This window comes from Janthinobacterium sp. HH102 (assembly GCF_001758625.2).
Lineage (GTDB): Bacteria > Pseudomonadota > Gammaproteobacteria > Burkholderiales > Burkholderiaceae_D > Janthinobacterium.
The window spans coordinates 2424889-2438721 of record NZ_CP062062.1 but is presented as its reverse complement, the minus strand read 5'-3'; the positions used below and the strand labels follow the sequence as shown (position 1 = coordinate 2438721).

At 62.7% G+C, this 13833-nt stretch carries 10 protein-coding genes; 1 reads left to right on the top strand and 9 read right to left on the bottom strand.

Translation table 11 applies throughout. The features are described from left to right. Positions 1-19 precede the first annotated feature (19 nt). The 8 genes from JAB4_RS11100 to JAB4_RS11065 form a co-directional block, all read right to left on the bottom strand. Complete coding sequence (locus tag JAB4_RS11100; RefSeq protein ID WP_070219860.1) at positions 20-2074, bottom strand: esterase-like activity of phytase family protein; 2055 nt, start codon at positions 2072-2074, stop codon at positions 20-22. A gap of 71 nt (positions 2075-2145) precedes the next feature. Then, entirely contained in the window at positions 2146-3072 is a 927-nt protein-coding gene (locus JAB4_RS11095; RefSeq protein WP_070219862.1) for an AraC family transcriptional regulator, read from the bottom strand. A 55-nt stretch (positions 3073-3127) separates the two neighbouring features. After that, a complete protein-coding gene (locus JAB4_RS11090) occupies positions 3128-4045 on the bottom strand; it encodes an AraC family transcriptional regulator (protein ID WP_070219864.1) in 918 nt (305 codons plus the stop codon). Positions 4046-4060: 15 nt separating this feature from the next. Further along, positions 4061-5536, bottom strand: coding sequence for a mannitol dehydrogenase family protein (locus JAB4_RS11085; RefSeq protein ID WP_070219866.1), 1476 nt, complete (start codon positions 5534-5536; stop codon positions 4061-4063). Continuing rightward, positions 5536-6585 (bottom strand): ABC transporter ATP-binding protein, encoded by a 1050-nt coding sequence (locus JAB4_RS11080; RefSeq protein WP_070219868.1) that lies wholly within the window; start codon positions 6583-6585, stop codon positions 5536-5538. Before JAB4_RS11080 ends, JAB4_RS11085 begins: the two co-directional genes overlap by 1 nt. Before the next feature lie 20 nt (positions 6586-6605). Next, positions 6606-7424: a carbohydrate ABC transporter permease gene (locus JAB4_RS11075; RefSeq protein ID WP_070219870.1), complete on the bottom strand. Its 819-nt coding sequence runs from the start codon at positions 7422-7424 to the stop codon at positions 6606-6608. A gap of 10 nt (positions 7425-7434) precedes the next feature. After that, on the bottom strand, positions 7435-8295 hold the full coding sequence (locus JAB4_RS11070; protein WP_070219872.1) for a sugar ABC transporter permease: 861 nt from the start codon (positions 8293-8295) through the stop codon (positions 7435-7437). Positions 8296-8421: 126 nt separating this feature from the next. Further along, positions 8422-9627, bottom strand: a complete 1206-nt coding sequence (locus JAB4_RS11065; RefSeq protein WP_227742170.1) for a sugar ABC transporter substrate-binding protein — start codon at positions 9625-9627, stop codon at positions 8422-8424. 416 nt (positions 9628-10043) lie between these two features. Here JAB4_RS11065 and JAB4_RS11060 point away from each other — a divergent pair, with 416 nt between their 5' ends. Further along, on the top strand, positions 10044-11312 hold the full coding sequence (locus tag JAB4_RS11060) for a carbohydrate porin (protein WP_070308472.1): 1269 nt from the start codon (positions 10044-10046) through the stop codon (positions 11310-11312). A gap of 109 nt (positions 11313-11421) precedes the next feature. Here the strand turns inward: JAB4_RS11060 and JAB4_RS11055 are convergent, their stop codons facing one another. Next, positions 11422-13776: a glycosyl hydrolase family 18 protein gene (locus tag JAB4_RS11055; protein ID WP_071650168.1), complete on the bottom strand. Its 2355-nt coding sequence runs from the start codon at positions 13774-13776 to the stop codon at positions 11422-11424. Between the last annotated feature and the right edge of the window lie 57 nt (positions 13777-13833).

Here is a 13833-nt window from a genome sequence, read left to right as displayed (position 1 = left end):
ACATCACCACCGCTCCCGCTCAATAGCTATTGAGCGCCTTGGCGAACTTCACGATCCACAAACGGCTAGGACGCTCGCGGTCGTCGCCGCGCGCCACGCGGATGGTGTTGGCGGCATTGCAGCCGGCCGCGCTGCTCGTGACGATGGTGCCATTGGCATCGACCGTGCACTTGGTCACGTCGGCGTCCGCCACTTCCACGCCATTCGCGTCGAAGACCTTGGTTTTCAGGCCGAAGTCATTGTCGTTGGCCAGCGCGATGGTGGAGTCGTCGATCAAGGTCAGGCCTTCGGCCTTTTCCGCCGCCCAGCCGATGGCGTTCAAGTCCAGCAGCAGGGTTTTCTTCAGCGGCATGACAGCGGCCCAGTCGGCGCCATTGACGGCTGCGCCGCCCATGCTGCTCTTTTCCAGATCGGACGTCGTCGCGTTGAAGGCGGCGGCCGCGATGTCGGTGGCGCCCTTCAGTTCGACCAGCATCAGCTTGTTGAAGACCTTGCCCGACGGTGCGGCGCCCTGCTCGATGACGAGGAACTTGCCGCCGCCCAGCGCCACCATGTCGCCCAGCTTGGCGTTGCCCGTGCGGCCATCCTGGTAGTCGGCCGCGTTGAGCGGATACGCGTACATCTTGCCGCTGGTGCCCGTCACCGGGTCGAATTCGATCCAGCGCGTGAAGCGGGCAAAGCGCTCGACCTGTTCATTCTTCTTCGTCACAGAATATGGTGCCGTGCCGTCGGACAGAGGGCTTTGCAGGAAGGCGTACAGCTTGTCGTTGCTCGTATCTAAGGTCATGCCTTCCATGCCGCGGTTCGCGCGGCGCTTGGCGAACAGCGCCGGCAAGCCCTTGCCCGGCTCGTACTTGGCCTGGATGATACCGGTGGCCGCATCGATCCTGACGATGAAGGGACCGTATTCGTCGGACACCCACAGCGCATTGCGCTTGGCATCGACGACGATGGCTTCCGAATCGAGGCCGCCCGCGTTGAAGACGGCCTTGCCGGCGGCGTCGAACTTCATCGCATCCATGACGGGAATCTCGGCAGAATTGCCGACCGCGCCCACGGGCACGGGCAAGCCCGAGCTGTTGACGGTGGCCGACACCTTGATCGGCGTCGACGAACCCAGCACGGCGCCGTTCTTGCCCACGGTGATCACGCCGAACGACGGCGTAAAACTGGGAGACGGGAAGATCTTGCTGCCGATGGTGCCCTTGCCCGAAGGATCGGGCACCAGCGGGCCGTCGCCGTTCGGGCCGCGGTCCGTCAAGCCATAGAATTCCAGGTCGCCGGCCGCGTTCTTGCCCTTGTAGGCCAGGCCCGAGCCGTACGACGGCAGGAAGCCGTTCGGGAATTCTCCCTTAATTTTCGCATTCGCGCCTTCGTACGGCACGTAGAATTTGTCGGCCGCCTGGATCTGGTAGCGCGTCACCGTCACTTTCACTTCGCCCACCGGATTGGCTTGCGTCAGCGCTTCGTTGACGGGCGCGCCCGCCTTCGAGGCCAGCGTGTCTTCAAAATGCTCGCGCACGAGGGCGCGGCGTTCGGCATCGACCGTGCGGCCGGCGAATTTTCCGCCTACCGACGCCAGGTGCGCGGCCAGGGCCGTGTTGAAGACGGCCGGGGCGGTGGCAAAGTCCAGTGTCTTGCCGGCCAGCGCGGCCTTCACTTCGGCCGTCAGCTTGATGCCGTTCGACGGATCGCTGTCGTCGTCGAGCAGTTGCAGCGCCAGCAGGCGGTTGACGACCTTGTCGTCCGCCACATTTGTGCTGGCGGCCAGCGCCAGCGGCGTGACGACGGCGCCGCATGGCGCCGAACCCAGGGCCAGGCCGCCCACGCTGAAGGCCACCGTCTCGCCCGGGTTGCAAATGAATTCGCCCTTGGCGTTGGTGCTGGCCTTGGGGGCGCTGCCGGCCACATAATCGAGTCCTTCCACCGCGCCGTCGAGGAACACACCCGTCTGCGCCACGGGCTTGGAAGGCTCCGCCGGCGGATTATCGCTGCCGCCGCAAGCGGCCAGGGCCAGGCCGGCGGCGATGGCCAGCAGGGTCAGTTTCGGGGTCGACGTTACAGCAGTATTCATGCATTCCTCGGCTAAGGTGGGATTGAAGCCGTGGAGAGTAACTGTTCAAAGTGACAAGCCCATGACAGCCGTCACGCCAGTGGCGTATCCGCAACAGGTCCGCCGATGCCGCCGAAGCGGCCATCGGCCTGGCGCCGGAATTCCTTCGGCGTGACGCCCTTCACCTGCAGGAAGCGGCGGTTGAAGTTGGCCACGTTCTGGAAACCCACGTCGTAGCAGACGTTCGATACGTATTGGTCGGTGTCCATCAGCAGCTGGCACGCCTTGTTGATGCGCAGCCGGCTGACGAAATCCGTAAAGCTGTTGCCCGTCGCCTTGCGGAAGAAGCGCGAGAATTTACTCAGCGACATGCCCACCTGCTCGGCCAGCATTTCCGCCGAAATCGGCTCGCGGTAATTGTCCGTGATGTAGTTGAGGACGGAATTGACCTTGGCCAGGGTGGCGTCATCGTCATAGGAACGCAGCGAGGCGCTCGACAGCAGACGGTAGTTGGCCGTGCGCGCCAGCTTGCTCATTAATTGCACGAATTCGGCGAAGCGCTCGGCGCCATGCGTGGCGCGGATGCGCGCCAGGTGGCGCTCGGCCTCGTGGCCCATGTCGAAAAATTCCACGCCATAGCTGGAGCGCTCGAGCAGCGGCAGCAACTCGCGCAGTTCGGGAATCACGCGCGCGGCGCCGGCCAGCGGCGCATGGGCGAACTGCACGATCATGTCGCGCAGGGCCACGCCGCCATCCGGCATCACGTTGGAAATCCAGTTGTGCGGCAGGCGCGGGCCCGTCAGCACCAGGTGGCCGGGCGAGAATTCGCCGATATAGTCGCCCACGAACAGGCGCCCGCTGGTGGCGACGATCAGGTGCAGCTCATACTCTTCATGGCAGTGCCAGCGCACGCGCGAGCTGGGATAGCCATGTTCCAGGTAATTGATGATGCCGTCGTAGCTTTCGCGTTCCAGCTCGGGCGCCTTGCGCTCGCTGTCCTTGTGCCATAGGTGTTCCATGCTTGTCTCTCTCAGGCTGTCCCCGCCCGTGCCATCGAATGTACCTCAAAAAGCTTCACTCGCCAAAACGGCCCAGCGCCTGCTGGCGAAACTCCTTCGGCGTCATGCCCTTCAATTCCAGGAAGCGCCGGTTGAAATTGGCCACATTGTTAAAACCCGCCTCGTAGCAGATGTTGCTCACATAGCGCTCTGTCTCCATCAGCAGCTGGCACGCCTTGTTGATGCGCAGGCGGTTGACGAAATCCGTGAAGCTGTTGCCCGTGGCGCTGCGAAAGAAGCGCGAAAAGGTCCGCTCTGGCATGTCCACCTGCTCGGCCAGCTGTTTCAGCGAGAACTGGCTGCTGTAATTGTGCACGATGAAGTTGATGGCGGAGCTGATGCGCGCCAGCGCCACGTCGTCGTCGCTCGACTGCATGGGCACCGTCGACAGCAGCTGGTAGTCGCTGGTCTGCGCCAGTTCTCCCAGCAGGGTGAGAAATTCGATGAAGCGCGGCAGGCCGCTCGTGTCGCGGATTCGCCGGAAGCGCCGCAGCGACTGTTCGCTGACGCCAAAGAATTCCACGCCGTGCAGGGCGCGCTGCAGCAGCGGGAAGATGCCCTTCAATTCGGGAATGGCGGCCGCCATCGACGCCAGCGGCGCATGGCCGAACTGGATCACCATGTCGCGCAGGGCCACGCCCTCGGCCGGCGTGTCGAGCGAGACCCAGTTGTGCGGCACGCGCGGCCCCGTCAGCACCAGGTGGCCAGGCGTGAACTGACCGATGTAGTCGCCGACAAAGACCTTGCCGCTGCTCTCGACGATCAGGTGCAGTTCGTACTCGTCGTGGTAATGCCAGCGCACCAGCGCATTCGGAAAGCCGTGCTCGAGGTAGCGGATGAAGCCGAAACTGCCTTTCGGCTCGAAGCCGGGCGTGGCGTCGCGCTGCTGTTCCAGCTCCATCTGCGGCAAGGTGGCATCGGCTTTGCGTGGCATGGCGTGCCCTCCCCGTCAGGCGACGATCTGTTCCAGCGCCGCGCGCGCGCCCAGCCCATACAGGCTGGCCAGCGACTGCCCCACCGCCTGCGTGAACGCGGGTGCGTCGGACAGGTCGCCGAACAGTTCGCGCAGTGACAGCAGCGCCGCGGCGTCCACCCCGCCCTGCAGCGCCAGCGCGCGCAGGCGCACCGCGTACGGGTCGTTCAAGGGCATCTCGCGCCCCGCTTCGTCGTGGCCTTCCAGGTAGCGGAACCAGCACGCCACGGTAAACGCCAGCAGCTTGATGGCGCCGCCCCGGGCCAGCGCTTCGTGCACGGACGGCAGCACGAATTTCGGGATGCGCGCCGAGCCTTCCGTGCCGATGCGCGCCAGCTGGTCGCGCACGGCCGGATTCGAAAAGCGCTCGATCAGGGTGTCCTTGTATTGCGCCAGATCGATGCCTTCCACGCTATCGAGCAAAGGCGTGACCTCGTCATCCATCATGCGCCGCACGAGCGCGCGGATGCCCGCATCCTCCATCGCTTCATGCGCAAACGTGTAGCCGAGCTGCATGCCGATGTAGCACAGGGCCTGGTGGCTGGCATTCAACAAGCGCAGCTTCATCTTTTCATACGGCAGCACGTCGTGCGTCATCTGCGCACCCACCAATTCCCAGGCCGGCCGGCCCTGCGGGAATTCGTCTTCGATGACCCACTGGCGGAACGGTTCGCACACGACGGGCCAGGCGTCGACGATGCCGAAGCTGTCGCGCACCAGCGCCCGGTGTTCATCCGTGGTGGCCGGCGTGATGCGGTCGACCATGCTGTTGGGGAAGCTGCCATGCGTGGCCAGCCAGCGCGCCAGTTCTGCGTCGCGCAAGGCGACAAAGGCCAGCAGCATCTTGCGCGTCACATCGCCATTGTTTTGCAGGTTATCGCAGGACATGATGGTAAATGGCGCCAGTCCCCGCTGGCGGCGCAGGGCCAGGGCGGCGGCCAGGTAGCCGAACGAGCAGCGCGGCGCCTCCGGGTGCGCCAGTTCCTGCACGATGTCGGGGTGCTGCGCATCGAATTCGCCCGTGCCCTGGTTGACGTAATAGCCGCCCTCGGTGATGGTCAGCGCGACGATGCGCGTGCCGGGGTCGGCCAGCTTTTCCAGCACGGCTTGCGGCTCGTCGGGCGCATACAGGTAGTCGCCGATGCAGCCGATGATACGTGCCGAGTCGCCGGCCGCGCTGCGCTCGACCACCGTATATAAACCGTCCTGCGCCCGCATGGCGTCGCGCATGGCCGCATCAATCGCGAGCAAGCCCACGCCGCAGTATCCCCATTCTGCGTTGCCTGGCAAGGCCAGCAAATCGTCGAGATACACGGCCTGGTGGGCGCGAAAAAAACCGCCCACGCCGATGTGCACGATGCCGGGCACGAGCGTCTCGCGCGCATACGCAGGCACGGCCACGTTCCCTGGCAGCTTGGCCAGGTTCGATTGCTTCAATGCGATCGCTTCCATTACAGCGCTCCTTTCGCCGCCGCGTAGGTCTTGCCGGCGCGGTCGAAATAATGGACGAAGCCCGGCTCGAACGTCAGGTGGGTCTGCTGGCCCGGCTGCAGGCTGCTGCGCTCCGCGCCGCGCGACACCACCTGCACATTGTTCGGCAAGCGCACATAGGTCAGCGTTTCCACGCCCAAGGACTCCACCAGGTCGACGGTGACGGGCACGCTGCCCGGCTGCGCCGCGCCCAGGTGCACGTGCTCGGGGCGGATGCCGACAAAACCGTCCGCCTGCGCCGCGCTGCCCGCCTGCGCCAGCAGCTGCGGCGCCGCATCGGCCGGCACCACGTTCATGCTGGGCGTGCCGATGAATTGCGCGACGAAGCGGTTCGCCGGGCGGTCATACAATTCCAGGGGTGAGCCATGCTGCTCGATCTGGCCGTCGCGCAGCACCACCACGCGGTCGGCCAGGGTCATCGCCTCGACCTGGTCGTGCGTGACATAGATGGTGGTGGCGCCCAGCTCGCGGTGCAGCTTGGCGATCTCGATGCGCGTCTGCACGCGCAGGGCCGCATCGAGGTTCGACAGCGGCTCGTCGAACAGAAACACTTTCGGGTCGCGCACGATGGCGCGGCCGATGGCCACCCGCTGGCGCTGGCCGCCCGACAATTCCTTCGGCGTGCGCTCCAGGTAACGCCCAAGGTCGAGGATGGCCGCCGCCTTGTCGACTTTCTCGCGGATGATGGCCGGATCGACGCCGGCCAGTTTCAGCGCGAACGACATGTTCTGGAACACCGTCATGTGCGGATACAGCGCGTACGACTGGAACACCATCGCCAGGTCGCGCTTGGACGACGGCAGCGCCGTGATGTCGCGCCCGTCGAGCGACAGCTTGCCGCCGTCGATCGGTTCCAGGCCCGCGATCAGGCGCAGCAGGGTGGATTTGCCGCAGCCGGACGGCCCGACGAAGACGACGAACTCGCCCTGTTGAATGTCCAGGTCGATGCCCTTGATGGCGCGGTGCTCGCCAAAGAATTTCTCGATATTGCTCAGTTGAAGGTAAGCCATGATTTTTCTCAATTCTTTAATTATTTGACTGCGCCAAAGGTCATGCCTTGTACTAACTGCTTCTGGCAGAACCAGCCCAGTGCCATGATGGGCGCGATGGCCATCAGCGAAGCGGCCGACAATTTGGCCCAGAACAGGCCTTCCGGGCTCGAATACGAAGCGATGAGCCAGGCCAGGGTGCCCGCGTTGGAGGCGCCCAGGTTCAGCGACCAGAACGATTCATTCCACGACCACACCATGCAGACCAGCGCCGTGGAAGCGATGCCGCCCACGGACAGGGGCAGCACGACGTGGCGGAACTCGTCCCACACGGTGGCGCCGTCCATGCGCGAGGCCTCGAGGATTTCGCGCGGCAGCTCCTTCATGCTCGTGTACAGCAGCCAGATCATGATGGGCAGGTTCATCAGCATGAACATGATGGTCAGGCCGATGCGCGTATCGAGCAGGCCGAAGTACTGGTAGCAGATATAGATGGGCATCAGCGCGCCCACGCCGGGCATGTAGCGCGAACTGAGCATGAATTTCAGCAAGCCGATGGTGCCGCCCGTGGGAAAGAAGGCCATCGAATACGCGGCCGGGATGGCGATCAAGAGGCCGATGGCCGTCGACACCACGCTGGTAAACAGCGAGTTCCACGCGTAGCCGAAGTAATTGTCGCGCGCCAGCACTTCACGGAAGCTGTCCAGGGTCGGCGTGAAAAACAGCAGCGGCGGCGTGGAAATGGCTTGCCCTTCCGTCTTGAAGGCCATCAGACCCAACCAGAAGATGGGAAAGAACAGCAGCAGCGCGCACAGCCAGGCGGCGGCCGTGCGGCCATACAGATTGAGTTTGCTATGCATCAAGGTCTCCTTATTTCGACAGATTCTTGCCGATGACGCGCATCAGGAAGAAGGCGGCGATGTTGGCGATGAGCACGGCGAACAGGGCGCCGGCCGAAGCCGCTCCCACGTCATACGACAGCAGTGCCTGCTGATAGATCATGAAGGTGATGGTGGTCGTGTCGAAGCCGGGACCGCCGCCCGTGGTGGTAAAGATTTCCGCAAAGATCGACAGCAGGAAGATCATCTCGATCATCAGCACCACCGAGACGGCGCGGCCCAGGTGGGGAATGTAGAGGTAACGCAGTTGCTGCAGATAGGTGGCGCCATCCATGCGCGCCGCTTCCAGCTGTTCGCGGTCCATCGATTGCAGGGCCGTCATGAAGATCAGGCAGGCAAACGGCAGCCATTGCCAGGAGACCATCATGATGATGGAAAACAGGGGGTGGGCCGACAGCCAGTCGACGGGCGTGGCGCCAAAGAAGAGGCTGATTTGCGCAAACAGGCCGTAGATCGGGTTGAGCAGCATGTTCTTCCACATCAGGGCATTGACGGCCGGCATGACGAGGAAGGGCGAAATCAGCAGCACGCGCACGATGGCGCGCCCCGGGAACGCTTCATTGATCAGCAAGCCCAGCGCCGTGCCCAGCACCACCGTGATCAGCATGACGGAAAACAGCAAGGTGAACGTGTTCTGCAAGGCCGGCAGGAACGAGGCATCGGTAAAGAAAAAGTGGAAATTGGCCAGACCATGGAAAGGATGGCCGCTCGGATCGAGCATGGAATAGCGCACGAACGCGTAATACAGGGTGATCAGCAACGGGATCACGGAAATGACGGAGACGGCAAGCACGGCCGGCGTCAGCAAAGTCCGGGGGATAATGCGTTTCATAGGATACTCTTGGGACGTGAGGGAATGATCATCAACAGAAATCCGGGGTCAGACCCGTCGGGTCTGACCCCAGTTTTAAGCCACCAATCTCTTCGCCTGTTGATAAACCAGACGGCAAGAAAGGTCTTACTTGTAGTACCCACCCTTGCGCATCTCACGTTCCGCCGTCTGCTGCGACAACTCCAGCGCCTGCTCCACCGTCACCTTGCCCAGCAGCGCTGCCGCCATCTGCTGGCCGGCGGCCACGCCGATCACCTGGAATTCGGGAATCGACGCGAATTGCACGCCCACGTACGGCGACGGCGGCAAGGTGCTTTGCACGGCGCGTGTGGTGGCCAGGGCCTTGCCTTCGGCGGCGGCAAATTTCGCCACTTTCTGGAACTCGGGGCTCGCATACGTCGACTTGCGCGTGCCCGTCGGCACGTTGGCCCAGCTCGTTTCCTTGGCCACCAGTTTCACGTAATCGGGCGAGGTGGCCCAGTTGATGAAGCGCTGCGCTTCGTTCGGATGCTTCGAGCTCGATGGAATCGCCAGCGACCAGATCCACAGCCAGTTGGCGCCCCGCTCCGTCACGCCGACGGGCGACTGGGCGAACGCCACCTTGTCGGCCACCTTGCTTTGCTTCGGATCGGTGATGAAGGAGGCGGCGATCGTCGCGTCGATCCAGATGCCGCACTTGCCCTGGTTGAACAGCGCGAGGTTTTCATTGAAGCTGTTGGCCGCCGCGCCCGGCGGGCCGTATTTCTTCATCAGGTCGACATACATGGTGACCGCGTCCTTCCACGGCTTGCTGGTAAATTGCGGCTTCCATTGCATGTCGAACAGCTGGCCGCCGTAGGAATTGGCCATGGTGGTGATCAGCGCCATGTTGTCGCCCCAGCCCGGCTTGCCGCGCAGGCAGATGCCGTACACGCCGTTGGCCGGATCGTGCAGCTTGGCCGCCACGTCGCGCAGCTGGTTCCAGCTGGGGCGGTCTTCGATCGTCACGCCCGCCTTTTTGACCAGGTCGCTGCGGTACATGATCATCGAGCTTTCGCCATAGAACGGCGACGCGTACAGCTTGCCGTCGCCGGACAGTCCCTCGCGGATGGCGGGCAGCAGATCGTCGATATCGTATTTGGCGTCCGGCTTGATCGGGATCAGCCAGTTTTTCTTGCCCCAGATGGGCGTCTCATACAGGCCGATGGTCATCACGTCGAACTGGCCGCCCTTGGTGGCGATATCGGTGGTCATGCGCTGGCGCAAGACGCCCTCTTCCAGGGTCACCCACTTGAGCTTGATGTCGGGATTGGCTTGCTCGAAGAACTTGCTGAGCTTTTGCATTTCGATCATGTGGCCGTTGTTGACGGTGGCGATGACGAGGTCGGTTGCGGCAAAAGCGGACGAGCTGAGGCAGAGCGCGCCGGCGCACAGCGCGGCAATGGCGGAACGTTTCATTGTGTGTCTCCAGTGTTTTTTGTCGTTGGCAATGCTCAGGTACTTAGCACCACGACCACAATGTAGCACCGGACTTTGATACTTTCTGATACTCCAAAACCGCAATTCGATACTCTTTTGCACCCCCTCCATGCACCAGAGTATCGATATTGAGTAAAAACAACACTTTGAAAGAAAGTATCGGTACTTGTTCGATTTGTATCAGGGTGGTTAAAAAAGCGCTGCTAGACTTGGTTTTCGGCATTAGACCGTGTGCGGTGACCGGCCTTTCGGGGCGCCACCGCTACCACCAACATTCTTCTGGAGACCGCATGAATCGCACTGCATTGAAAACTTTACCTGCCCTGCTCCTGGCCATTGCCAGCGCTTCCGCCATGGCCGACCCCATGTACCCAAGCGACGCCGAAGGCTTCCATGGCTACCTGCGCGCCGGCGCTGGCAGCAACACCTCGGGCGGCGGCGGTTCGCAAGGCTGCTTCGGTCTGGGCGGCAATACCATGAAATATCGTCTGGGCAATGAGTGCGACGCCTACACGGAATTCGGCTACACCAAGTCCGTCGCCCAGTCCGGCGGCGTGAACTATCTGGCCACCATCTGGGTCAACGCTTACGCGCCCAACTCGGATTTCGGCGACAACAAACTGGGCATCGTCAAGGCCTATGTCGAAGCACAGGGACTCGATTTCCTGAACGGCGGCACGGCCTGGATCGGCAAGCGCTTCTACTACCGTCCTGACATCCACATGCTGGACTTGCAGTACATCAACATGAACGGGACGGGCGCCGGCCTGGACCGCATTCCTGCCGGCCCCGGTAAATTCTCGTACGCTTTCTTCAAGGACAACGACATCAACACCGTGTCGAAGACCGGCGTCGTCAGCACCAAATCGGCCGTGCGCCAGAACTTCATCTACGGCGAGATTCCCGTCAATGAAAACGGTACCCTGGACCTGGCCGCGACCTACATCATCGGCGAAGGCAAGGACAACGACGCTTACGGCCAGAAGCATAACGGCTGGCAATTGTCGGCCTTCCACCGCCAGGCGAAAGTGTTCGGCGGCGGCAATACCTTCGGCGTGCAGTACGGCGTCGGTCCCGGCACCGGCAAGGGCGCGCAGTTCGGCGCGTCGGGCGACACCAATTTCGGTTCGGACGTGAAACGCACGCGCATCTTCAATGACATGGCGATCCAGCCGATGGCCAATTTCGGCATGGAATTCGTCGCCCTGTGGCAAAAAGACGAATCGAACGCCAACGGTTCCTCGACCTGGACCTCGGTCGGCGTGCGTCCCGTGTACGCGTTCACCAACAACTTCAAGCTGGTGGGCGAACTGGGCACGGACCGCGTGACGCAAGCGGGCGGCCTGCCGGCCAAGCGCCTGACCAAGCTGACCATCGCCCCGACGATCTCGGCCGGCCCTGGCCTGTGGTCGCGCCCTGAACTGCGCGCTTTCGTGACCTACGGCAAATGGAACGATGCGGCCACCGCCTCGGTCAATGCGTCGAACAACGGCGGCCCGATCTACAACAACAATACCAGCGGTACTTCCTATGGTTTCCAGGTGGAGACGTGGTTTTAAGCTGAAACAACCCAGAAGCAAAGGCTGGGGTCAGACCCGACGGGTCTGACCCCGAAAAAAGGGCGGAACCTCGATTCCGCCCTTTTCTGTTTACCCTGCCGGATTCAACTTACGGCAAGGCCACCGGCAGTTCCGGATACTCCTGCGTCAAGGCATACTTGGTGCCGCCGACGGTGACCGTGTAGTTGGCCGGTCCCGAGATCGGCAAACGGTAGTTCAGGGTCAGCGCCACGGAGCCGCCCGGCGCCAGCGATTGCCAGGCGGGAATCGCAAAGCGGGCCCGGTTGTAGTTCTTCGTGAAGCCGCCGATATTGTTCGGCCCCGTGTAGCCGGCATTGATCACCGTCAAACCGAAGCCGGACTGGTCGCTCATGTCCGACGGTGCCGACACGGGATAGTCGAACTCCACCACGGTGCCGCCCGGCAGGGTCGATGTGGTGTTGTTCTTCACCGTCATCACCGGGTTGATGGGGAAGTTGTTGTCGCCCAGCTTCCAGCCGCCCAGGGTGATGCTGACGTTGGCCGCCGTGCCCGGCATGGCGATTTCGGCGCGCTTGTTGCCGTACGCGCCAGCCGTGCGGAATGCCTGGTACAGCACGTCCGTCAAGGTGGTGCCCATGAAGTACTCGCCCTTGCCGCCATTACGCGTGGCATCCCAGGCATAGTCGCCCGCCATTTCCCAGATCATCACGCCGCCGATATTGTTGTTGACGATGTACTGGGCCTTGGCCGCGATCGACTGCGTGGTTTCCGTGGAAATAAACACTTTCTTGGTCGCATTCCACAGCCACGGCGCCACCATGGTGCTGCTGTAGTACGGCACATACGTGCCCACCAGCGCCTTGTCCGTGACTTTATACGCGTCCAGGTAGCTTGGAACGATGCCGTTTTGCAAGTTCAATGCATGCCAGATGGGGTTGCCGCCGCCTGGCGTGGGCTTGCCTTGTGTATCGAGGTCGTACCACACGTTGTCGATGCCGGTGGCGCCCGTGCCGCACGTCTTGGTGCCGGCGCAGGTGACGGTGGAGCTGATCAGCGGCGTCGTGCCCCACAAGCCATTGGTGCCGCCCGTCACATCCTTCCAGCCCCGCGTGTAGAACGGCACGCCGATATTGATGCGGCCCGCCTGCATGGCGCCCCGGTAGTAGCGGTAGGCCCAGTCCGTGTTCAGGTAGCCGATGTTCTGGAACTGGTAGGCGTTACCGGCACGCAATTCGCCATCGTTGCCATCGTCAAACAGCGCCGCGTTCGGTCCCACGTACTGATTCCACGCACCGTGCAAGTCATAGCTCATCAGGCTGGCGTAATCGAGATATTTCAATCCCGACATATTTTCCTCGCCCCGCAAGACCCAGCCCGAGGCGGAACCGGCGATGGTGAGCAGATAGTATTTATTGTCCTGCACGGCCGCTTCGTCGAGCTTCTGGCGCAGCACTTTCAGCAGCACGTTGTAGCTCGTCATCAGCCCGGCCAGCCGCGGTTTCGACACGGCGAAGTCGTTCGGATTACCCGCTTCATTGTTGGTGGTCGGGTGTTCGTAATCGACGTCGACGCCATCGAAGAAGTTGTACTGGCGCACGAAGGCCACCATCGAGTCGGCCAGAGTGTTGATGCCGGCCGTGTTGATGCTGCCGTCCGCGTTCGTCGTGGCCGTGTAGAAGCCGCCGCTGCCGGCCCAGCCGCCCACGGAAATCATCAGTTTCACGCCCGGATACTTCTTCTTGTATTGGGCCAGCAAGTTGAAATGGCCCTTGTACGGCAGGGACGGGTCCATGGCCGCGGCCGGCACGTTCGGCCAGGTGAGGCCCGTATCGGGATTGGCCGCGCCGCTGCCGATGGCGATCTTCGACGTGGCCGGATCGACGGAAGCGAACGCATAATTCAGGTGGGTGATCTTATCCCAAGGCAGGTTATTCACCAGGTAAGTCGGGCTGCCATCGACACCCGTGCGCCAGCTGGCGAAATAGCCGACGATGCGCCGGTTCAAGCCATTGCCCAGCACTTCGCGCCCATTCGCGTCATATACCTTGCAATACGGCACATTCGGCACGGCCGAAATCAGGCCGTCGGGACGGCAAGCCGTGGGGGTTGGCGTGGGGGTTGGCGTGGGAGTCGGCGTTGGGGTCGGCGTTGGGGTCGGAGTCGGAGTCGGTGTCGGTGTCGGCGTCGGCGTCGGGGTCGGGGTCGGCGTTGGTGTCGGAGTTGGCGTATCCGTCACGGCCCAGGGGCCCCACTGGTCGGCCGCGCTGGGGACATTGCCTTGCGTCCACCATTTGGCCTTGTAGGTGACACCCTGGTACGTCACGCACTGGCCGCCCGTGTAGACGGTGGCGGCATCCCAGACGGCGCACGCTTCCACGGCGGCGAGCAAGGTGTTTGGCGTGGCGGTCGTGCCTTCCTGGCCCCCGCCGCAAGCGACGAGCACGCCGCTGAGCAGGGCCATCAATAATGCATTCGATTTCATGTTGTATTGGTCTCCGTTATGGTTTTACATCGAGAGCTGTTGCAGGCCCCTCGAGGG

Coding starts and splice junctions, on each gene's coding strand:
- JAB4_RS11100 (WP_070219860.1), bottom strand. CDS start 2,074: ATGAATACTGCTGTAACGTCGACCCCGAAACTGACCCTGCTGGCCATC.
- JAB4_RS11095 (WP_070219862.1), bottom strand. CDS start 3,072: ATGGAACACCTATGGCACAAGGACAGCGAGCGCAAGGCGCCCGAGCTG.
- JAB4_RS11090 (WP_070219864.1), bottom strand. CDS start 4,045: ATGCCACGCAAAGCCGATGCCACCTTGCCGCAGATGGAGCTGGAACAG.
- JAB4_RS11085 (WP_070219866.1), bottom strand. CDS start 5,536: ATGGAAGCGATCGCATTGAAGCAATCGAACCTGGCCAAGCTGCCAGGG.
- JAB4_RS11080 (WP_070219868.1), bottom strand. CDS start 6,585: ATGGCTTACCTTCAACTGAGCAATATCGAGAAATTCTTTGGCGAGCAC.
- JAB4_RS11075 (WP_070219870.1), bottom strand. CDS start 7,424: ATGCATAGCAAACTCAATCTGTATGGCCGCACGGCCGCCGCCTGGCTG.
- JAB4_RS11070 (WP_070219872.1), bottom strand. CDS start 8,295: ATGAAACGCATTATCCCCCGGACTTTGCTGACGCCGGCCGTGCTTGCC.
- JAB4_RS11065 (WP_227742170.1), bottom strand. CDS start 9,627: ATGATCGAAATGCAAAAGCTCAGCAAGTTCTTCGAGCAAGCCAATCCC.
- JAB4_RS11060 (WP_070308472.1), top strand. CDS start 10,044: ATGAATCGCACTGCATTGAAAACTTTACCTGCCCTGCTCCTGGCCATT.
- JAB4_RS11055 (WP_071650168.1), bottom strand. CDS start 13,776: ATGAAATCGAATGCATTATTGATGGCCCTGCTCAGCGGCGTGCTCGTC.